Annotated in this window: 19 protein-coding genes; 15 read left to right on the top strand and 4 right to left on the bottom strand. The window is 72.2% G+C overall.

All coding sequences use genetic code 11. From position 1 onward, the window contains the following. Nucleotides 1-32: 32 nt before the first annotated feature. Nucleotides 33-470 (bottom strand): cupin domain-containing protein, encoded by a 438-nt coding sequence (locus CWOE_RS19370; RefSeq protein WP_012935335.1) that lies wholly within the window; start codon nucleotides 468-470, stop codon nucleotides 33-35. Between the two features lie 129 nt (nucleotides 471-599). Between CWOE_RS19370 and CWOE_RS19365 the strand changes: the two genes are divergently transcribed. From CWOE_RS19365 to CWOE_RS19315, 11 genes are all read left to right on the top strand, one after another. Beyond that, entirely contained in the window at nucleotides 600-2,273 is a 1,674-nt protein-coding gene (locus tag CWOE_RS19365) for a PucR family transcriptional regulator (RefSeq protein ID WP_012935334.1), read from the top strand. Nucleotides 2,274-2,320: 47 nt separating this feature from the next. Continuing rightward, nucleotides 2,321-3,928, top strand: coding sequence for an amidohydrolase (locus CWOE_RS19360; protein WP_012935333.1), 1,608 nt, complete (start codon nucleotides 2,321-2,323; stop codon nucleotides 3,926-3,928). Further along, nucleotides 3,925-4,797: an ABC transporter permease gene (locus CWOE_RS19355; protein ID WP_012935332.1), complete on the top strand. Its 873-nt coding sequence runs from the start codon at nucleotides 3,925-3,927 to the stop codon at nucleotides 4,795-4,797. The genes CWOE_RS19360 and CWOE_RS19355 overlap by 4 nt, the downstream gene beginning before the upstream one ends. 2 nt (nucleotides 4,798-4,799) lie before the next feature. Beyond that, a complete protein-coding gene (locus tag CWOE_RS19350; protein WP_012935331.1) occupies nucleotides 4,800-5,594 on the top strand; it encodes an ABC transporter permease in 795 nt (264 codons plus the stop codon). Then, complete coding sequence (locus CWOE_RS19345) at nucleotides 5,595-6,656, top strand: ABC transporter ATP-binding protein (protein ID WP_012935330.1); 1,062 nt, start codon at nucleotides 5,595-5,597, stop codon at nucleotides 6,654-6,656. Next, nucleotides 6,653-8,026 (top strand): NAD(P)/FAD-dependent oxidoreductase, encoded by a 1,374-nt coding sequence (locus CWOE_RS19340; protein ID WP_012935329.1) that lies wholly within the window; start codon nucleotides 6,653-6,655, stop codon nucleotides 8,024-8,026. Before CWOE_RS19345 ends, CWOE_RS19340 begins: the two co-directional genes overlap by 4 nt. Nucleotides 8,027-8,149: 123 nt before the next feature. Beyond that, the gene (locus CWOE_RS19335; protein ID WP_012935328.1) at nucleotides 8,150-9,259 is read left to right on the top strand and encodes an extracellular solute-binding protein; all 1,110 of its coding nucleotides are present in this window, start codon (nucleotides 8,150-8,152) and stop codon (nucleotides 9,257-9,259) included. Between the two features lie 21 nt (nucleotides 9,260-9,280). After that, a complete protein-coding gene (locus CWOE_RS19330; RefSeq protein ID WP_012935327.1) occupies nucleotides 9,281-10,453 on the top strand; it encodes a M24 family metallopeptidase in 1,173 nt (390 codons plus the stop codon). Continuing rightward, entirely contained in the window at nucleotides 10,453-10,854 is a 402-nt protein-coding gene (locus CWOE_RS31090; RefSeq protein ID WP_012935326.1) for a cupin domain-containing protein, read from the top strand. Before CWOE_RS19330 ends, CWOE_RS31090 begins: the two co-directional genes overlap by 1 nt. Further along, entirely contained in the window at nucleotides 10,854-12,242 is a 1,389-nt protein-coding gene (locus tag CWOE_RS19320; RefSeq protein WP_012935325.1) for an NAD(P)/FAD-dependent oxidoreductase, read from the top strand. Before CWOE_RS31090 ends, CWOE_RS19320 begins: the two co-directional genes overlap by 1 nt. 20 nt (nucleotides 12,243-12,262) lie before the next feature. Next, the gene (locus tag CWOE_RS19315; protein WP_012935324.1) at nucleotides 12,263-12,625 is read left to right on the top strand and encodes a cupin domain-containing protein; all 363 of its coding nucleotides are present in this window, start codon (nucleotides 12,263-12,265) and stop codon (nucleotides 12,623-12,625) included. A gap of 22 nt (nucleotides 12,626-12,647) precedes the next feature. Here the strand turns inward: CWOE_RS19315 and CWOE_RS31085 are convergent, their stop codons facing one another. Together CWOE_RS31085 and CWOE_RS19305 are read right to left on the bottom strand one after the other, a co-directional pair. Beyond that, a complete protein-coding gene (locus CWOE_RS31085; protein WP_012935323.1) occupies nucleotides 12,648-14,066 on the bottom strand; it encodes a calcium-binding protein in 1,419 nt (472 codons plus the stop codon). 61 nt (nucleotides 14,067-14,127) lie between these two features. Continuing rightward, nucleotides 14,128-15,777 (bottom strand): PKD domain-containing protein, encoded by a 1,650-nt coding sequence (locus tag CWOE_RS19305; RefSeq protein ID WP_041730697.1) that lies wholly within the window; start codon nucleotides 15,775-15,777, stop codon nucleotides 14,128-14,130. 147 nt (nucleotides 15,778-15,924) lie between these two features. Here CWOE_RS19305 and CWOE_RS19300 point away from each other — a divergent pair, with 147 nt between their 5' ends. The 3 genes from CWOE_RS19300 to CWOE_RS19290 all read left to right on the top strand — a co-directional run bounded on the left by CWOE_RS19300 (nucleotide 15,925) and on the right by CWOE_RS19290 (nucleotide 17,748). Further along, nucleotides 15,925-16,338, top strand: a complete 414-nt coding sequence (locus CWOE_RS19300) for a hypothetical protein (protein ID WP_012935321.1) — start codon at nucleotides 15,925-15,927, stop codon at nucleotides 16,336-16,338. 210 nt (nucleotides 16,339-16,548) lie between these two features. Then, nucleotides 16,549-17,253 (top strand): SGNH/GDSL hydrolase family protein, encoded by a 705-nt coding sequence (locus tag CWOE_RS19295; protein WP_148261082.1) that lies wholly within the window; start codon nucleotides 16,549-16,551, stop codon nucleotides 17,251-17,253. Between the two features lie 171 nt (nucleotides 17,254-17,424). Then, on the top strand, nucleotides 17,425-17,748 hold the full coding sequence (locus CWOE_RS19290; RefSeq protein WP_012935319.1) for a hypothetical protein: 324 nt from the start codon (nucleotides 17,425-17,427) through the stop codon (nucleotides 17,746-17,748). On the opposite strand, the gene CWOE_RS19285 is transcribed toward CWOE_RS19290, so the two are convergent. Next, the gene (locus CWOE_RS19285; RefSeq protein WP_012935318.1) at nucleotides 17,703-18,587 is read right to left on the bottom strand and encodes an SDR family NAD(P)-dependent oxidoreductase; all 885 of its coding nucleotides are present in this window, start codon (nucleotides 18,585-18,587) and stop codon (nucleotides 17,703-17,705) included. The two genes, CWOE_RS19290 and CWOE_RS19285, sit on opposite strands and share 46 nt — an antisense overlap. Nucleotides 18,588-18,706: 119 nt before the next feature. On the opposite strand from CWOE_RS19285, the gene CWOE_RS19280 reads away from it, so the two are divergent. After that, the gene (locus tag CWOE_RS19280; RefSeq protein WP_012935317.1) at nucleotides 18,707-19,342 is read left to right on the top strand and encodes a TetR/AcrR family transcriptional regulator; all 636 of its coding nucleotides are present in this window, start codon (nucleotides 18,707-18,709) and stop codon (nucleotides 19,340-19,342) included. Nucleotides 19,343-19,365: the final 23 nt, after the last annotated feature.

Here is a 19,365-nt window from a genome sequence, read left to right as displayed (position 1 = left end):
GTGGGTGCGCACGCTGAGCTGGACGCGCGGCGTCACTCGTCCCAGACGGTGTCCGGGCGCGTGAGATTCGGCGGGAGGTCGTAGCAGAACAGCAGCTCGAAGACCTCGTCGCTGTCGTTGGTGAAGCCGTGGGTGACGCCGCGCGGGATGTAGAAGGCGTCCTGCGGATTGGCGCGGAAGTGCTGGTCGCCGATCGTGACCGCGGCGGTGCCGGAGACGACGAAGTGCATCTCCGCGCGCGCCGGGTGGTGGTGGCGCAGGTGGACGCCGCCGGCGTGCAGACGGCAGAGGCCCATCTCGAACTCGTGCGAGCCGGTGACCTCGGGGGACACGAGATAACACCACTCGATCGCGTCGCGCGGCCAGATCTCGCTGTCGAACGTCTCGTAGGTCATCCAGGACGCGTCCCGCACGCTGGTCGCCACGCGGGAGACGAACGCCGGGATGCCGTGCGGCGGCTCGATGCTCATGGCATCGATCTTGTTCGCTGAACCGCGTTACGACGAGAGGGCGACCTGTCACGGCTCGCGCGCCGACTTCGGTCGAAACGTAACAACCTCAGTCCGGCGTTCGCGGTGCGTGGTTAGGCTGCCCGCTCGATGGAGACCGATGTGAGCGTCAGCTGGGTCCTTCAGCTGCCGGAGGTGAGGCGAGCGGTGCCCGAGGTGCTTGCCGGGCAGGCAGCGCTCGAGCGTCCCGTGCGCTGGGCGCACGTGGCCGAGATCGCCGAGATCGCCTCGGTGCTCAAGGGCGGCGAGCTGCTGCTGACGACTGGCATGGGCCTCGGCACCAGACGCGCGCAACGGCTCGCGTTCATAGAGGCGCTGGCCGAGCGCGACGTCGCGGGGCTCATGGTCGAGCTGGGGACGAGCGTGCCGGAGCTGCCGGCGGAGCTCGTCGCCGCGGCCGAGCGCGCGAGGCTGCCCTTGATCGCGCTGCACCGCCCGGCGCTGTTCGTCGAGATCACCGAGGCGATCCATCGCGAGCTGGTCAACCGTGAGCACCAGACGCTGCGCCACGGCCGCGAGCTGCAGCAGCAGCTGACGCAGCTGGCGCTGGATGGCGCCGGCCCGTCCGAGATCCTCGACGCGGTCTCGGCGCTCGTCGACAACCCGGTGCTGCTGGAGCGGTGCGGCAACGGGATCGTCTATTCGAGCACTCACCGTGCGGGCTCCGACGCCGTGCTCGCCGCCTACGAGGCGGTGCGGCGCGACCTGCCGGACGCGCCGCCGGTGGTCGCGCAGCCGGTGCCGATCGACGGCGACGCGGCCTGGGGACGCCTGTTGGCGATCGGGATCGACTCGCCGCTCGGCGACGCCGATCGGATCGCGGTCGAGCAGGCCGGCTCGCTGATCGCGCTCGCGCTGCTGCGCAGCCGCCAGGACGACCTGCTGACCGCGCGCCACCGCGGCAACCTGCTGACCGGCCTGCAGCAGGACCGCATCGACGAGGCCTCCGCCTCGGCGCACGCCGCCGATCTCGGCTTCGGTCGCGACGACCAGCGCTTCCTGCTGCCGATCGCGGTGATGCGCTACCAGCACTCGCGCTTGTCGGTCGGCGAGGTCGACGACGACACGCTGACGCTGCTGTGGCGCGACCTCGACCAGGAGCTGCGCGAACGCCACATCCGCGCGATCGTCGGCCTGCGCGTGGAGCAGCCGGTGATCCTGCTCGTGCTCAGCCTCGGCAACGACCCCGACACGCGCACCGCGATCGCCGATCGCGTCGCTGCGGTGATCCACGAGATCGTCGGCCGCTGCGCGCGCGACGAGCGCGCGCCGATCGTCTGCGTCGGCGGCGTCGCGCGGTCGTGGACGCAGGTCCGCCGTCAGCTGCTGGACGCGGCTGACGCGCTGCCGGCCGCGGCTCGCGCCCCCGCCCAGCGCTGGCACGACGCGTCGCGCCCGGACCTCGGCCGCACGCTGTGGTCGCTGCGCGACAGCATGCAGCTGCGGGCGTTCGTGCACGCGCAGCTGCACCCGATCCTGCAATGGGACCGCCGTCACGGCACGCAGCTGCTGGAGACGCTGATCGCGTACTGCGAGCACGACGGCCGCAAGGCCGAGACCGCCCGTGCGATCCACGTCGAGCGCCAGTCGCTCTACCACCGGCTCGCCCGCATAGAGGAGCTGCTCGGCGCGAGCCTGCAGCACCCCGACACGCGCCTCGGCGTGCAGCTCGCGCTGCGCGCCACGCGCTACATACCGATCCGGTCGGAGCTGGAGGTCGCGCAGACCGGGCGAAGTGTCACGCCCCCTGACGTGCAGATGTGACGCTTGCCCCGCTTGCGCGGGGTGGGGGGCCGGGCGAGCATCCCGGCATGACACGCGCAGACCTCGTCCTGCACAACGGACGCATCGTCACGTACGACGACGTCGGCACCGTCGCCGACGCGATCGCGATCGCCGGCGGCCGCATCGTCGCCATCGGCAGCGAGGCCGACGTCAGGCCGTTCGCGCCTGCCGGGGCCGAGGTCGTCGACCTCCAGGGCCGAACCGCGATGCCGGGCCTGATCGACGCGCACACGCACGTCGAGCTGGGCGCCCGCGCACGCTACATCTGGTCCGACGTGCGCCACCTCGATCGCGCCGCGATCGCGGCTGAGGTGCGGCGCCTGGTCGCGGCGCGCGCGCCCGGCAGCTGGATCGTGCTGCAGGGCACCTACCGGCAGGACCTCCCCGATCGCGCCGAGCTGGACCGGATCGCGCCGCACCACCCGGTCGCGATCCGCTGGAGCATGCACATGCTCAACGCCAACTCGGCCGCGCTCGGGGCGAGCGGGATCGACCGGGCCTACCAGCCGCCGGCCGGCAGCCGCGTCGAACGCGACGCCGACGGCGACCCGACCGGCTTCCTGGAGGAGGGCTTCGACCTGCTGGCGATCCCGCCGACGCCGCAGCCGACACTGCGCGACGCACTGCAGCGCTCGCTGCGCGAGCAGTTCCTCGCCAACGGCATCACCACCGTCTACGAGCTGCCGGCCAGCGCCGACGCCGTGCGCAGCTACCAGGAGCTGCAGCGCAACGGCGAGCTGCCGCTGCGGATGACGCTCAACATGACGATCCCGCCCGGCCACCAGCCGGTGATCGAGCTCGACGAGCTGCTGCGCAGCGGTCTGCAGACCGGCTTCGGCGACGACTGGCTGGCGCTCGGCGCGGTCAAGATCTTCGCCGACGGCGACGAGGAGGCGGCCGCCCACTCGCGCCTGCTGAGCGAGCGCCCCGGCGGCTGGGGCCTCTTCACGCGCACGTACCAGCAGCTGGCACGCGAGGTGATGCAGATCTCCGCCGCCGGCATGCAGGTGTGGATCCACGCGATCGGCGACGTCGCGCAGGAGATGGCGATCGACGCGATCCACGCGGCCAACCGCGTCCACGCGGGGCTGCGGCCGCGGATCGAGCACGTCGCCAACCTCGTCACCGATCCGACGCAGCTCGACCGGATCCAGGCGGCGGGCGCGATCCCGGTGCCGACGGCCGCGTTCATGCACGGCACCGCACCCGACGACGCGCTGCCTCCCGGCGCGCTCCGCTACGCCTACCGGACGTTGATCGACCGCGGCTTCATGCCGCCCGGCAACTCCGACAGCGCCGGCACGCAGCCGTTCGCGATCAACCCGTTCCACGGCGTCTACCACATGGTCGCGCGGCGCAACGTGCGCGGCGAGTCGATCTGCCCGAGCGAGGCCGTCAGCGTCCGCGAGGCGCTCACGACCTACACGCGCTACGCCGCGCACGCGGCGTTCAAGGAGCGCTCGCGCGGCTCGCTCGAGGTCGGCAAGCTCGGCGACGTCGTCGTGCTCGACCGCGACCCGGAGCAGTCGCCGGTCGAGCAGCTGCGCGACGTGCGCGCGGACCTGACGATCGTCGGCGGCGCGATCGCGTACGAGCGCGGCCGCGATCCGCGCGACGAGGAGCAGACGCTGTGACCGAGGCCGCGCCGCGGCGGCGGGAGCGGCGCTGGACACCCGAGATGGGGGCGTGGAGCGGACTCGCGCTCACCGGCCCGCTGATCCTGATGCTGCTGCTGTTCGTCGCATGGCCGGTCATGCAGGTGGCGATCGACTCGGTCGAGGGCGGCGCGGTGCTCGACAACTACCGCGTGTTCTTCACCGACCCCTCGGCGCGCAAGATCCTGCTGACCACGCTCGGCCTGAGCCTGGTCGTGACGGTGCTCGCGGTCGTGCTCGGAGGCTTCTACGCGTGGGCGCTGCGCACCGTGCGCTCGCCGTGGCTGCGCGCCGCGCTGTGGCTGTCGGCGCTCGTCCCGTTCTGGATGAGCACGATCGTCAAGACCTACGCGTTCACGATCCTGCTCGGGCGCCGCGGCATCGTCAACACGCTGCTCGATCCGTTCCTCGCGCAGCCGCTCGACATGCTCTACACCAACGGCGCGGTCGTCGTCGGGATGCTCTACTCGATGCTGCCGTACGCGGTCCTGCCGCTGTTCGTCAGCTTCCTCACGATCGACCCGGACATGGGCAAGGCGGCGCAGACGCTCGGCGCCTCGCGCACCCGCGCGGCGACGAGCGTTCTCTTCCCGCTCGCAGTGCCGGGGCTGGTCGCGACCGCGTCGATCGTGTTCGTGATCACGCTCGGCTTCTACATCACGCCGGTGCTGCTCGGCGGGCCGCGCTCGGCCTTCATGGCGACGCTCGTCAACCAGCAGATCTTCACGGCGTTCGACTATCCGGGCGCGGCTGCGTCGGCGGTCGTGCTGATCGTGGTCGCGCTGATCACGCTCGCCGTGGCGATTCGGCTCGTCGGCCGCGAGCGGCTGACGCGGGCGGTGGCGTGAACATGCGCCGCCTCCCGCTCGACCCGGCGGTGACCGCGCTCGTGCGCGTGCTGCTGGCGGTCACCGCCGTGTTCCTGCTCGCACCGGCGCTGCTGGTGTTCGTGCTGTCGTTCTCCGACGAGTCGTTCGTCCGCTTTCCGCCGCGGGAGTGGGGACTGCGGCAGTACAGCACGCTGTTCTCCAGCCAGGAATGGCTCGACGCGATCTGGATGTCGGTCAAGATCGCGGTCCCGAGCGCGCTGCTGGCGGTCGCGATCGGCCTGCCCGCGACGTTCGCGATGTACCGCACGCGGCTGCCGGGCGGCGACCTGCTGCGCTTCCTGTCGCTCAGCAGCCTGCTGATCCCGATCTCGGCGTTCGGCGTCGGCCTGTTCGGCGTGTTCGCCCAGCTCGGGCTGACCGCCACCTACCTCGGGATCGTCATCGCCCACACCGTGCTGGCGGTGCCGCTGGTCATCGTGGTGCTGACGACGGCGATCGCGCGGATCCCGCCGGAGCTGGAGCTGATCGCGATGACGCTGGGCGCCTCGCGCCTGCGCGCGTCCACCGGGATCACGCTCCGGCTGCTGGCGCCGGCGGTCGCCGCCGCGCTGCTGTTCGCGTTCATCACGAGCTTCGACGAGGCGGTGCTGATCACGTTCCTCGGCGGCCCCGGCCTCGTGACCGTGCCGAAGGCGATCTTCGACTCGGTGCGCTACGGCGTCGACGCCGTCATCACCGCGATCGCCGCGCTGACCTTCATCGTCTCGGCGCTGATCGCGCTGCTCACCGTACGACTCAACCCGCGAGGCAAGTAGATGCTCGAATTCCGTGCGCTCACGAAGCGGTTCGGCGGCGTGACCGCCGTCGACGGCGTCGACCTCGCGATCAGGAGAGGCGAGTTCGTCACCTTCCTGGGGCCGAGCGGCTCCGGCAAGACCACGATGCTGCGCCTGCTGGCCGGATTCGAGCTGCCGAGCTCCGGCTCGATCTCGATCGACGGGCGCGACGTGTCGCGCCTGCGGCCGGCCGATCGCGGCATCGGCATGGTCTTCCAGCAGTACGCCCTGTTCCCGCATCTGACGGTCGCCGGCAACGTCGCCTACGGGCTGCGGATGCGGCGCTGGGAGCGTCGCCGCCGCGACGAGCGCGTCGAGGAGATGCTGCGCGTCGTGCGCCTGGAGGGCTACGGCGAGCGCTACGCACGGCAGCTGTCGGGCGGCCAGCAGCAGCGCGTCGCGCTTGCGCGCGCGCTCGCCTTCGGGCCGAGCGTGCTGCTGATGGACGAGCCGCTCGGCGCGCTCGACCGGCGCCTGCGGCAGGACATGGAGACCGAGTTCCGGCGCATCCACCGCGAGCTGGAACCGACGATCGTGTACGTCACGCACGACCAGGAAGAGGCGCTCGCGCTCTCGGACCGGATCGCGATCGTGCGCGACGGCAGGGTGCTCGCGTTCGGCGCGCCGCGCGACCTGCTGGCACGGCCGACGTCGGCGTTCGTGGCGTCGTTCTTCTCCGGCGCGAACCTGCTCGCGGCCGCTGACGTGCAGGCCGACGGCGACGGCTATGCGAGCGCGACCTGCCTCGGCCAGCGGCTGCGCCTGCCGGTCGGCGGCGCGCTCGGAGGGCCGATGCGCCTCGCGGTCGTCCCGAACGACCTGCGCCGCGGCGCCGACGGCCCGGCGCTCGACGTGGCCGGCACCGTGACCGACCTCAGCCTGCTCTCGGACGTCGTGCGCGTGAAGCTCGACGTGCCGGGGGAGGGCGGGGTGATCGCGCGCCTCCCGCCGCGCGAGTGCGCGGACCTGGAGGTCGGCGGTTCGCTGACTCTGCGGGTCGCCTGCGGTGACGCGACGCTCGTGCCTGACGACGGCGGATGAGCGCGCCGAGCTTCTGGGCCGCGCCGCTGCAGCGGCCGTTCGATGCTGAGACGCTGTCCGGCACGGTCGACGCCGACGTGGCGATCGTCGGCGCCGGGCTGACCGGGCTGTGGGCGGCGCTCCATCTGACCGAGGCTCACCCGGGCATGCGCGTGGCCGTCGTCGAGCAGGAGGAGGTGGGCTTCGGCGCCTCCGGTCGCAACGGCGGCTTCTGCTCGGCGGACTTCACGCACGGCTTCCTCAACGGGCTGCGCCACTTCCCGGACGAGATCCGCGAGCTGGACCGGATGGGCGTCGAGAACCTGCGCGACATGATCGTGTTCCTCGACCGCAACGGGATCGACTGCGACCTGGAGGCGACCGGCCTGCTGAAGGTCGCCGACCAGCCGCACCACGTCGCCGAGCTGGCCGCCGCGGCCGAGACGATGCGTGCGTACGACGTCCCGGTGCGGCTGCTCGACCGCGACGAGGCGCAGGCCGAGGTGCACTCGCCCGTCTGGCACGGTGCGCTCGAGCTGCCGGGCACGCGCACGGTGCTGCTCGACCCGGCCAAGCTGTGCTGGGGCCTGGCACGGGTCGCGCACGAGCGCGGCGTGCGGATCTTCGAGCGCTCGCGCGTGCGTCGCGTCGCGCGCGACGGCTTCGGCGTGCGCGTGGTCGCCGCCGGCGGCGGCTGCGTCCGCGCGCAGCGCCTGATCGTCGCCACGTCGGCGTACTCGCGTTGGCTGCGCGGGCTGCGCCCACGCTTCGTGCCGGTCTACGACTACCTGATGGTGTCCGAGCCGCTCACGCCGGCGCAGCGCGAGGCGATCGGCTGGCGGCGGCGCCAGGGCCTGGTCGACTCCAGCAACCGCTTCCACTACTTCCGCCTGACGCCGGACGACCGCATCCTGTGGGGCGGGTTCGACGCCGTCTACCACTTCGGCAGCCGCGTCGGGCCGGCGCTCGACCAGCGGCCGCAGACGTTCGCCGTCCTGGAGCAGCAGTTCGCGGCGACGTTCCCGCAGCTGGCCGGGCTGCGCTTCCCACACCGCTGGGGCGGTGCGATCGACAGCACGATGCGCTTCACGGTCGTCTTCGGCACGCTGCTCGGCGGGCGCGGCGTGTCGGTGCTCGGCTACACCGGGCACGGCGTCGGCGCGACGCGCTGGGCGGCACAGGTGGCGGCCGACATGCTGCTGGCGCCCGACTCCGAGCTGCTGCGGCTGCGGATCGTCAACGCGCCGGCGCTGCCGTTCCCGCCCGAGCCGCTGCGCGCGGCGGCGGTGCGCCTGATGCAGCGGGAGCTGGAGCGGGCCGACGGCGCCGGCGGGCGCCGCGGCCCGGTCCTCCGGACGCTCGACCGTCTCGGGATCGGCTTCGACAGCTGACGCTTCCGTGACGTTGCGTCACAGCCCCTCGCCGCAGGTTGTGACGCTCGGCGGGGCTCCCGCGAGCGTCCTGCGGACAGAGACTTGAGGGGTGTGGAGGGAAGCCCCGAGAGAGGATCGTCCATGAAGTCATCGTCGTTGCTGCGCCGCGGCCTGCTGGCCGCGATGGCCGTCCCGGCGCTCGCGCTGGGCGCCTGCGGAAGTGACCCCGGCTCGCCTGGGAGCAGCGCCTCCGAGGGCGACTCGGACGGCGGCAGTCTCGTGATCGCCAGCTGGGGCGGGGACTTCTCCGCCGCCACCAAGGAGGACCTGGCAGATCCGTTCGCCGCGCAGGCGGGCGTGAAGGTGCAGATGGTCGAGGCGTCCTCCCAGCACGTCGCTCAGCTGGAGGCCCAGAACAAGGCAGGCAAGGTCACCTGGGACGTGATCGACTCGCTCGGCGAGGCGAACACGGCCTACCTCGTCAAGCAGGGGCTGCTGGAGAGACTGCCGGCGGACCTGAAGGCGGAGCTGGAGAGAGTCTCGGTGCCCGGCGGCGTGACCGACCACGGCGTCCTGCAGTCGACGATCGGCACGCTGCTCGCGTGCATGCCCGAGCACGCGAAGGCGTGCCCGCAGACGCCGGCCGAGTTCTTCGACACCGAGCGCTTCCCCGGATCGCGCATGATGTACGACGACCCGTACTACGGCATCCAGTTCGCGCTCGCCGCGGACGGCCTCACGCAGGATCAGATGTGGCCGATGACCGACGCGAACGTCGAGCGCGCGTTCGCCAAGCTGGAGGAGATCGTGCCGGCCGTGCGCGTGTGGTGGACGTCCGGCGACCAGACGATCCAGGCGCTGCGCGACGGCGAGGTCGACATGGGGCAGATCTGGAACCGGCCGGCCAAGGAGCTGTCCGAGCAGGACCCGAGCGCGAGATTCAGCTGGGACGGCGTGCTGCTTGCCGAGGCGTACAGCGCGGTGCCCAAGGGCGCGCCGAACGTCGAGACCGCGCTCGACTACCTGAGGTTCTACGGCACCGATCCCGAGGCACAGGCGAGATGGGCCGCCCGCACGGGCTACGGCGTCTCGAACGCCAAGGCGGCTGACTTCATCTCGCCGGAGGACCTCGAGTTCTCGGTGCTCAACCCGGACAACGTCGCGACCGCGATCCGCGGCGACGGCGAGTGGTGGGTCGACAACCGCGACGAGCTGACCAGACGCTGGCGGACCCTCATCAGCGGGTCCTGAGCCCGATCAAGGAGCGACGACGTGCAGGCTGTGACGGTGCAGGAGCAGACGGAGCGGGCGTTCCCGCGCGAAGAGTACGAGCAGCGGCTGCGGCGGCTGCGGGCCGCGATGGCCGAGCAGAGGGTCGACGCGCTCGTCTGCGTCGCGCCCGAGAGCCTGTTCTACCTGTCGGGCTACGACGCCAACACGGCCTGGAGCGAGCAGGCGCTGGTGGTCACGCTGAGCGGCGGGGAGCCGACGCTCGTGATCCGCGACATCGACGCGCCGATCGCCGACGGCCAGGTCTGGTTGAGCGAGCTGGAGGCGTACCGCTACGAGCGCGACGACCCGGCGGCGATCGTCGCCGGCGTCGTGCGCGCCGAGGCGGGCGCTGAGGCGACCGTCGCGCTGGAGTACGGCACGGCGGCGCTCAGCGTCGCCTACGCCGCCCGGCTCGAGCGTGCGCTCGGCGCCGGCGTCTGCGACGGCTCGGCACTGGTCGCCGCGCTGCGCGTGCGCAAGACGCCGGCCGAGCTGGCGTACGTACGCGCCGCCGCCGCGATCTCCGGCGACGCGCTCGACGTCGCGAAGGCGAGCCTGCGCCCCGGCATCACCGAGATCGAGTTCGCGGCCGAGATCGAGTACGCGCTGCGCACGCGCGGGAGCGAGTACCCGGGCATGCCGACGTGGATGGCGAGCGGGCCGAAGACCGCCTGCTCGCACGCGTCCCCGTCGGCGCGCGTGATCGGAGCGGGCGAACCCGTCAAGTGCTCGTTCGCCGCCGTCCTGCGGCGCTACCACGTGACGACGTACCAGGCGTTCCATGTCGGCGAGCCGCCGCCGCTGTACCGGCAGCGCTGGGACCAGTGCAGCGAGGCGCTCGACGCGGCGCTCGGCGAGATCCGCCCCGGCGCGCCGCTGCGCGCCGCCTGCGCGGCCGGCACGGCGGTGATGGATCGCGACGGGATCGCGGAGGCGAACATGGGCCGCTGGGGCTACGGCGTCGGCATCGCCTACCCGCCGACGTGGCTGGAGCCGCTCGACATCACGCTCAGCTCGGAGGGGACCTTCGACGTCGGGATGGTCTTCTGCCTGCACGTCAGCATGTCCGCGGCGGATCCGCGCTTCGGCTTCTCGCTCGGCGCCAACTACACCGTCACCGAGGCCGGCGTCGAGCGTGTGAACCCCGCGCCGCCGACGGTGCACGTCGTCTGATGTCCGCGCTGCGCACGCACGCGGAGACGGCCGAGTGGACGACCTTCGAGCGGTTCGACTCGGCGGCGTGGCCGCGCGACACGCTCCGCTGGTGCTACCTCGTCTCGCCGGAGACGACCGGCTCGGGCGAGTTCGAGATGGGGTTGTGCACGCTGGCGCCCGGCGGCGTCCACCTGCGCCATCACCACCGGGCGCGTGCGGAGCTGTATTACTTCACCTCTGGCCGCGCACGCGTGACGCTGGGGGAGGAGGAGTTCGAGGCGGGGCCGGGAGCAGCGGTCTACATCCCGCGCGGCATGACGCACGGCTTCGCGACCGTCGGCGACGAGCCGGTCGAGGTCGTCTACGTGTACGACGTGCCGGCCGGCCTCACGCGCCCGGACACCTTCTGGGACGAGTGATGAGGCGCTCAACCGCCCGCCGCAACGGCGGCGTCTCGCACTGGTTCGCCACGACCGAGGTCCCCGGGCGCCGTCCGCCGCTGCCCGGCGACCGCTCGGCGGACGTCTGCGTCGTCGGCGGCGGCTTCACCGGCCTGTGGGCGGCGTACTACCTCAAGCGGGCGCGCCCGGAGCTGGACGTCGTCGTGCTGGAGCGGGAGTTCGCCGGCTTCGGCGCCTCCGGTCGCAACGGCGGCTGGCTGTCGTCGGAGTTCTCCGCCTCGCGTGCGCAGATCGCGCGCGACCACGGGCTCGAGACGGTCCGTGCGCTCCAACGCACGGCGGAGGAGTCGGTCGACGAGGTGATTGCCGTCTGCCGGCAGGAGCGGATCGAGGCGGACGTCGTCAAGAGCGGGATCCTGCACGTCGCGCGCGGTGCCGCGCAGCTCGACCGGCTGCGCCGTGCGCACGAGGCGAACCGCGCGCTCGGGCTCGACGCCGACGTGGTGGAGCTCGACGCCGCCGAGACCGAGCGGCGGCTGCGCGTCGCGGGCGCGGACGGCGCGCTCGCGAACCCGCACGCCGCGCGCGTGCAGCCGGCGAGGCTCGTGCGCGGGCTCGCCGCCGCCGTCGAGCGGCTCGGCGTGCCGATCTACGAGGGCACGGCCGTCACCGAAGTCCGGCCTGGCCGGGCCTGCAGCGACCGCGGCACGGTCACCGCGCCGCACGTGCTGATCTGCCTGGAGGGCTTCACGGCGTCGCTGCGCGGCCATCGCCGCGACTGGGTTCCGCTGAACTCGGCGATCGTCGCGACCGAGCCGCTGCCGGACGACGTCTGGGAGCAGATCGGCTGGAGCGGCTGCGAGCTGCTCGGCGACAACGCGCACGCGTATATGTACGCGCAGCGGACGGCGGACGGGCGGATCGCGTTCGGCGGTCGCGGCGTCCCGTATCGCTTCGGCTCGCGCACCGACGTCGCGGGGCGGACGCAGCAGGCGACGATCGACCAGCTGACCGCCCTCCTGCACGCGTTCTTCCCGGCAACGGCGTCGGCCGCGATCGACCACGCGTGGTGCGGCGTGCTCGGCGTCCCGCGCGACTGGACGCCGGCGGTCCGGCTCGACCGCGCGACCGGGATCGGGATGGCCGGCGGCTATGTCGGCAGCGGCGTCGCGACGGCGAACCTCGCCGGCCGCACGCTCCGCGACCTGGTCCTCGGGCAGGAGAGCGAGCTGACGGCGCTGCCGTGGGTCGGTCACAGATCGCGCCGCTGGGAGCCCGAGCCGCTGCGCTTCCTCGGCGCGCACCTCGTCTACAGCCTCTACCGCGCCGCCGACCGTCGCGAGCTGGGCGGATCGACACGTACGAGCCGGCTCGCGTCGATCGCGACGCGACTCGCCGGCAGATGAGCAGATCAAGGAGATTCACCATGCCGATCCCCACCGTGCCCGTCCTCCACGCTCCGATGAGCGTGCAGCTCGAGGATCGCGGCGTGAAACCGACCACGATCGCCGGCGCGCCGCGTGAGGCGCTCGCCGTGCTCCACGGCGACGACGCCGCCGGGCTCGACGTCGGCATCTGGGAGTGCACGCCCGGCGCCTTCTCCAAGGACGCCGCCGACTACGACGAGATCTGCCACATCCTCTCGGGCCGCTCGACGCTGCGCTCGTCCGACGGCGAGGCGACGGAGCTGCGGGCCGGCTCGGTCGTCGTGATCCCATGCGGTTGGCGTGGCACCTGGACCGTCCACGAGACGACGCGAAAGGCCTACACGATCGTGACGCGCAGCTGAACTGAGGCTCGCGCGCCGACGGTCAGCCGACGCGGATCGCGATGCGCACCGACCTGTGCTGTCGGTTTCGCGGCAGGTCAGTCTGTACGGAGAGGAGGATCTCGCGCGTGGTGCCGGTCCGCAGCACGCGCCTGCCACGTCGGGTCGGTTGCAGGCGGATGTTGAGCGCGCCGTGGTGGGCGACGCCGCGGGCGAGCAGCGTCCGGTCGGCGCCGCGCAGCATGACGGCGCGTGTGTGCCAGGCGCCGCCCCGACAGGGGTTCGTCAGCCACAGCTGCGCTCCGACAGGGCGCAGGCTCGCGGGCAGGAGGCAGAAGAACGTCCGTGACCGGCTCGTGCGGAAGTTCAGCCGTTCGCAGTCGCTGCCGCGTGATCGGGTACTGCCGGCCGGTGTGGGGAGCCGATCTCCGTCGCCGGCGGCGACGTGGTCGAAGCCGCCGTCGCAGGTGAGGCGGTCGGCGCCCGGTCCGCCGTCGAGGCCGTCGCGCCCCGGGCCGCCGCGCAGCCGGTCGGCGCCGTCACGTTCGCTGCTGTCGAGCGGTCCGCGCCATGCAGCGCGGCGACCATAGACGTGGTCCGCTCCGGGACCGCCGTCGAGTGTGTCGGCGCCGCCGTCTCCGTCGACCTCGTCGTCGCCGCCACGCGCGGCGAGGTCGTCGTTCCCCCCGCTGCCGAGGATCAGGTTGGGGCGGTCGTCGCCGGTGATGCGGTCGGCTCCGTCACCGCCGATGACGTCCTCGATCCCGACCGCGCGCGGATCCTCTCCGGTGCGCCCGTCCGTGAGCGCGAACGTCAACGGCGTGGTCCCGCGGTCGGCGTGCGAGAAGAGGTCACGGCCCGCGCCCCCGTCGACGTCGTCGGCGCCGGGCCCGGGCGTCAGGAAGTCGTTGCCGCGGGCGGCGGACAACTGGTCGTCCCCGGCGCCGCCGATCAGCCCGTCCTCCCCGCCCGAGCCGCTCAAGACGTCGTCGCCGGGACCGCCGTCCAGGGTCGAGGCGTTGGGGTCGGTCGCGTCGAGCACGTCGTTGCCTTCGCCGCCTATGAAGGAAACGTATCCCGCCTCGCGCTCAGCGCGCAGACGGTCATCGCCGGGGCCGCCGTCCACTGCGGCGTTCGTCGCGAGCAGTGCGCTGTCGTCGCCGTCTCCGAGCAGGATGCCGACGCTCGGGTACGGGCAGCGAACCGTGTGCGAGTCGACCTGGGAGCAGTCGCCGGCGCTCACCAGCGGCGCCCCGTCGTCATGCACGACGACGATCCCGCCGAGCTCCCGCGTGACGGTGACGACGTTGCGCTCGCCGGGCGCGGCGACCACGCTCACGCTCCCGAGATCGACGCAACCTCTCGGACTCGGACAGAACGGCGCTGTCGTCCCGACCTGCGCCGCGCCCGCGACGACCGGCGACAGCATCAGCACAACCCCGGCGAGGACGACCGTGCGCATCATGCGACTCGGAACGGCTCGATGTAGTCGAAGTTGCGCCGATCGCGTGCGTCGGCGAACCTCAGCGTGCGAGCGGGACGCCCTGGAGCAGACGTGCCGCGGTTCGCGCCATCGCCGGCTTCTTCTTGGTCTTTGGCCTGACGACGGTGATGCGCAGCGTCTTCGTTCGCGCGGTCTTGCCGGTCGGCCGGAAGACGATCTTGAGCGTGTAGGTCCCGGCCTTGGCTCTCGTGGGGAGCTTCAGGGAGAAGCCGAACGTGCCTGCCTGGTGGGCGCTCGTCCCGCCGCGGGCGACGACGGCGCCGGCCCGCACGAGCGCGATGTCGACGGCGCCGGGCGTCGCGACCGTGAAGGCGAGCGGCAGCTTGCGGCGCGACGGGGTGAGCTTGAAGCGTCTGGGGGCGGTGACGCTGAGCCCGGCGACACTCGTGCGCTGCGTGCCCCCGCCGCCGCTCTGCTCGCTGATCGCGCCAGGGGACGGTGCCTGCGTGACCGTGCCGGGACCCGGGGCGGGGTTGGTGGGAGCGCTGGGCGTGCCGGGCGTCGTCGGCGCGCCCGGGGTTCTCGGCGTGCCCGGGGTAGTCGGCGCGCCGGGGGGCGTCCCCGGCCCGCCCGACCCTCCGCCGGGCGCGGGCTGGACCGTGATCGTGACGGTCCCCGCGCCGGCGTTGCCGGCTCCGTCGGCCGTGCTCGCCTTCGCCTGGTAGGTCCCGGCCTGCGTGTAGGTGTGCGACGCGCTCGTGCCGCTGCCGCGCGCGGTGTTGTCGCCGAAATCCCACTCGACCTGGCCGGGCACCCCGGACGCGTCGCTCGTCGTGGCGGAGAAGTGGACGATCTGGCCGACCGTGACCGTCGTCGCGTCGGCGGCCGCCGTCACCGACGGTGCGACGCGGTCGAGCACGATGTGCCCGCACGTGGTGCCGGAGAGGTTCGCGTTGTTCGACGTCGCCTGTGCGAACTGGTTGACGCCGCTCGGGTTGTCGGGGACCGCGCCGTCAGCAGCGAACGCGCAGACGTACCAGTCACCGTCGAGCTGGGCGCTGACGTCAGCCGTGCACGAGAAGAAGGTGGTGCGGCTCGCCGGGTCAGCGGGCGTGCTGCATGCCGCGTTCGGTGCGCCGCTCGGCGAGCAGGCCGCTCCGCGGTTGATGCACGTCCAGTTCGACGCGACCCCGCCGGCGCCCGCCCACGGCGGACTGGTCGCATCGGCGTAGTCGATGCGCAGCGGGAGCGCCGGGTTCCGGGTGTACTGTGCCGCGCCGCCGACCGTGACGGAGAGCTGGGGTCTGTTGCGGTCCACGATCGTCCACGGGCACGCCGACGTGCTGTCCCACTTCCAGATGAAGGGCTGCAGGTAGAAGCCGCTCGCGCACATGTCGTAGCGCGTTCCGTCCTGCAGGACCGTGTTGGTCTGGAACGGCATCGCGGCGTAATCGGCCTGCGACGGTGAAGGGCCCGACCGCAGGCTGCCGGTGCAGTTCTGCGTGCCCGGGCCGCTCGTGCCGTTGCTGTCCTCGACGAGCACGCCGTTGGCGTACGTGCGGAAACAGAGGTACCACGTGTAGTTCACGTTGCCGTTGGCGTCACCGCCGGTGGTCGCCGTCCAGCGCCACCAGAACGCGTCGTTGCCCGACGTCTTCGTGTAGGTGGGCTCCGCATAGCCCTGGACGACGGCGGAAGCGGGAACCGGGAGAAGCAGCGCCGCGCTCACGCAGGCGGCGGCCAGTGCACAGATGAACCAACGCATTCGAACAGCTTCCGCAGTGCCCACCCGGCCCGCATCGGCGAAACTACGGAACCGGCATCACGGTGCTCGACGGTGCAGCCCTGGCGGCGCGCAGCGCTAGCATCGTCGCCCATGAATCGCCGTCTGCTCGCGCTCCTGCTCAGCGCCGCCGTCCTCGCCGTCCTCGCCCAGCCCGCCGCGGGCCGTCCGCCGGCCGGCGACTGGACCTTCCTGCGCAAGGACGCCTTCCGCCACTACGCCTGCACGGTCGTCGAACGCGGCGGTCAGTTGCGGATTCGCACGGCGACGTTCATCAACGGCAGCGACGATGCACGCCGGCACGGAATCGGCGTCTACGCGGCGCTCGCCCGCGGCGGCGGCGCGGTCGTCGCGAGCCGCACCGACACCGACTGGCGCGGCCAGTACATCCAGATGACGCTGCGCGGCGCTCGCCCCGGCGACCGTTTGTGGATGCAGGGCTCCTACTACGGCCCGGCGCGGCCGTGGGCCGACGGCTTCCGCGTCGCGGCGATCACGCGCTGCTAGCCGCCGCAGGCGGCCTCGAAACGTGACGAGCGACAGGACGCGGTCTGTATCAGCGGGCGGTCGCTTGTCTGTTATCTCTGAAACTGGTAGATAGCTCGGACCCGGCGGTTCATGAGGCTGGGACATCCGAACAGGGGGAGAGGCATGCGCAGGTCAACGAGGTCGATACGGCTCCGGTTGCTCGGTTGGGCGCTTGCGACCGTCGCGGCGGTGGGCGCGACGGCGGCGTTCGCGGCGGCGCCGGCGGCGGCGTACACGTGCCCGGGCAATCCGAGCCCGGTCTGGGGCTGCCCGGCATTCGGCGCCTGGAAGGCGGACGGGATCTTCAACTGGAGACCGAGCGTCACCGTGATCGGCGACAGCCTGATCCAAGGGCTCAGAAGTGATCTCGCCAACCAGCTGACGTCGACGCAGATGTTCTGGGGGCACACGTTCGGCGTCGGTGGAAGCTCGTTCTTCCACTGGAACAACGGGCTCGACGGCAAGGAGACGGGCGGCTGGATCGGCGAGCACGACCCGAAGCACTCGGTGCTCGCGCTCGGCACCAACGACGCCGCCAAGCTCGGCACCGGCGCGGTCACCAGAAGAGAGGTCACCGACCAGATAGCGTGGGCGATGGAGCGCGCGTGGCAGGAGACGCAGAGATGCGTGATAGTCATCGGCCCCTCGCGGCACAACGCCTCGCCGACGATGGCGCAGTACGTCCGAGGCGAGATGGCGTTCTACGTCTGGACGAGATTCGGCAGCAAGCCCGCCGGACACCGCTTCGTGTGGTTCGACTGGGACGCCCACTCGGCCGCGCACCCGGAGTGGTTCCTGGGACCGAACGATCCGCACATGACGACCGCGGGCAAGCAGGCGTACCGCGACGCGATCACCTACGTCGCCGCTGCGACCGATGTGAACGGGTGCTGATCGCGGCTGGTGGCGCGTAGCGCCCGTCGCAGACCTCCGCGGTTCTGTGCACGCCAGGTGTGCGCGGACCGCGGAGGTCTCGCCGCGGAGGTCGCGGCGCGGCGCGCTGGACCCACGGAGCCGTCATGCTCGTGAAGGCGGCGGCCTGCGGCCTGATACCACGGAGGACGTATGGCACAGGAGATCGTGATACTGCTCACGCTCGGGGCTGACGTCGACGTCGCGGAGTACGAGCGTTGGGTGCGCGAAGTCGATTATCCGCTCACGCGCCGCCAGCCCGGCGTCCTGAGTTACACGGTTACGAGGTTGAATGACGCGACGGAAGGAGCTGGCCCTGTCCCCGCCCAGTACGTCGAGGTCATCCGCGTCGAGGATGCCGCCGAATATCAGCGCCGGTCCGCAGAGACCGATGACGCTGAGTTCACGGCGATGCTCGCAAGATGGGCGGACTACGTCGCCTGGTTTACCGCCTCGGTCGGCGTGGCGATCGAATAGCAACCCCGCTGCCGCAGCCGGCTGACGAGCTCCTCGGTCAGCGCCCGCAGGCGGCGGGCGTCGCCGGGGTCGAACGTGGGCAGGTCCAGCGATACCGGTCTCCCGCGGTCGATCGCGGTCAGCGGGGCATGCGGCGGGTCGTCGAGCAGCGGCAGGATCGGCTCGACGGCACGCGCGGGGGACAGCGCGGCGACGGCGCCCAGCAGGCGGATGAGCGTGCGCGCCGGCGGGCTGAGGCTCGCGGTGCCGGAGCGCGTGAAGCCCGGATGGAAGAGCACGTAGCGGATCGGGCTGTCCGCGCCGTGCGCGGCGGCGAACCCGACGCCGAGCAGGTCGTTGAGGCGGCCCGCCTGCAGCTGCGCCTTCAATCCTCGGTACCCGCGCTCGAACTGGAGGTCGTCCCAGCGCACCGAGCCGGCCTTGATCCCCGGTGCGGCGACGTTGACGACGACCCCGCCGCCGTCGGCGAGCTGCTCGCGGAGCGCCTCGCCGAGCAGGAAGCGGCTCAGGTAGTAGAGCGCGAACGTCGCCTCCAGCCCGTCGGCCGTCGTGGTGCGCGCGCGATTGTGGCGATTCGCGCACAGGACGAGGGCGTCGATCGCGCCGTGTGAGCTGGCGATCTCGGCTGCGACGCGGTCGTTCTCCGCGAGCGTGCTGAGGTCCGCGCGCAGAAATGTGAGGCGACGACGGTCCTCCTCGGCGGCTGCCTCGGCCAGCTCGCGCGCGTTCGTCTCGCTGCGGCCGATCGCGACGACGCGGTCGCCGCGGCGCAGCCGGTCGAGTGCGATCGCGCGACCCATTCCGGTGGTGCCTCCGGCGATCACGATCGTCCTCGTCATCTTGTCGCTCTCTTCCGTCGTAGGCGTGCTCGCTCCGTAAGTTGAGCATGACCTCAACTTACGGAATGTGACGCTACCACAACCTGAGAGTGGCCTCAGGTTGAGCTAAGGTCCGCCGCATGCCTCCTCTCCGACGCGATGCGGAGCGCAACCGCGAGCGGCTGATCGCGGAGGCGCGCGCGCTGTTCGCTGAGCGCGGGATCGGCGTCCCGCTCGAGGAGATCGCCACGCGCGCAGGCGTCAGCATCGGCACGCTCTACAACCGCTTCCCGAACCGCGAGGCGCTCGTCGACGCCGTCTTCTGGGACCGCGACGCGACCGTCGAGCAGCTCGCGCGCGATGCGCTCCGGGACGACGATCCGTGGCGCGGCTTCGCCAGCTTCGTCGAGCGCGGCTGCGAGCTGCAGGCGGCCGACCTCGGCTACAACGACGTCGCGTCGCGGCGCGTCCCCGGTGCCGCGTCCACGGAAGCCGCGCGCGAGCGGACCGCGGCGCTGATGGCGCAGATCGTCGAGCGGGCGCAGCGTGCCGGCGCACTGCGCCCGGACCTGACCGTCGAGGACCTCGCGTTCCTCGTGTGGGGGGTGTCGCGGACGGTCGAAGCGACCTCGCAGGTCGCGCCTGAGATGTGGCGGCGCCACCTCGCGCTGATGCTCGACGGGCTCCGCACCGAGGCGGCGCACCCGTTGCCGCGGCCGCCGATGACGCCCGAGCAGGTGCGCGAGGCGATGAGCGGGCGATCGCGCGGCGTCTGAGGAGCGCGGCGAGTCGAGGAGCT

Origin of the sequence: Conexibacter woesei DSM 14684, from assembly GCF_000025265.1 — a bacterium.
Taxonomy (GTDB): Bacteria; Actinomycetota; Thermoleophilia; order Solirubrobacterales; family Solirubrobacteraceae; genus Conexibacter; species Conexibacter woesei.
The sequence above is the reverse complement of the archived record's forward strand: the minus strand, read 5'-3'. Positions and strand labels throughout refer to the sequence as shown.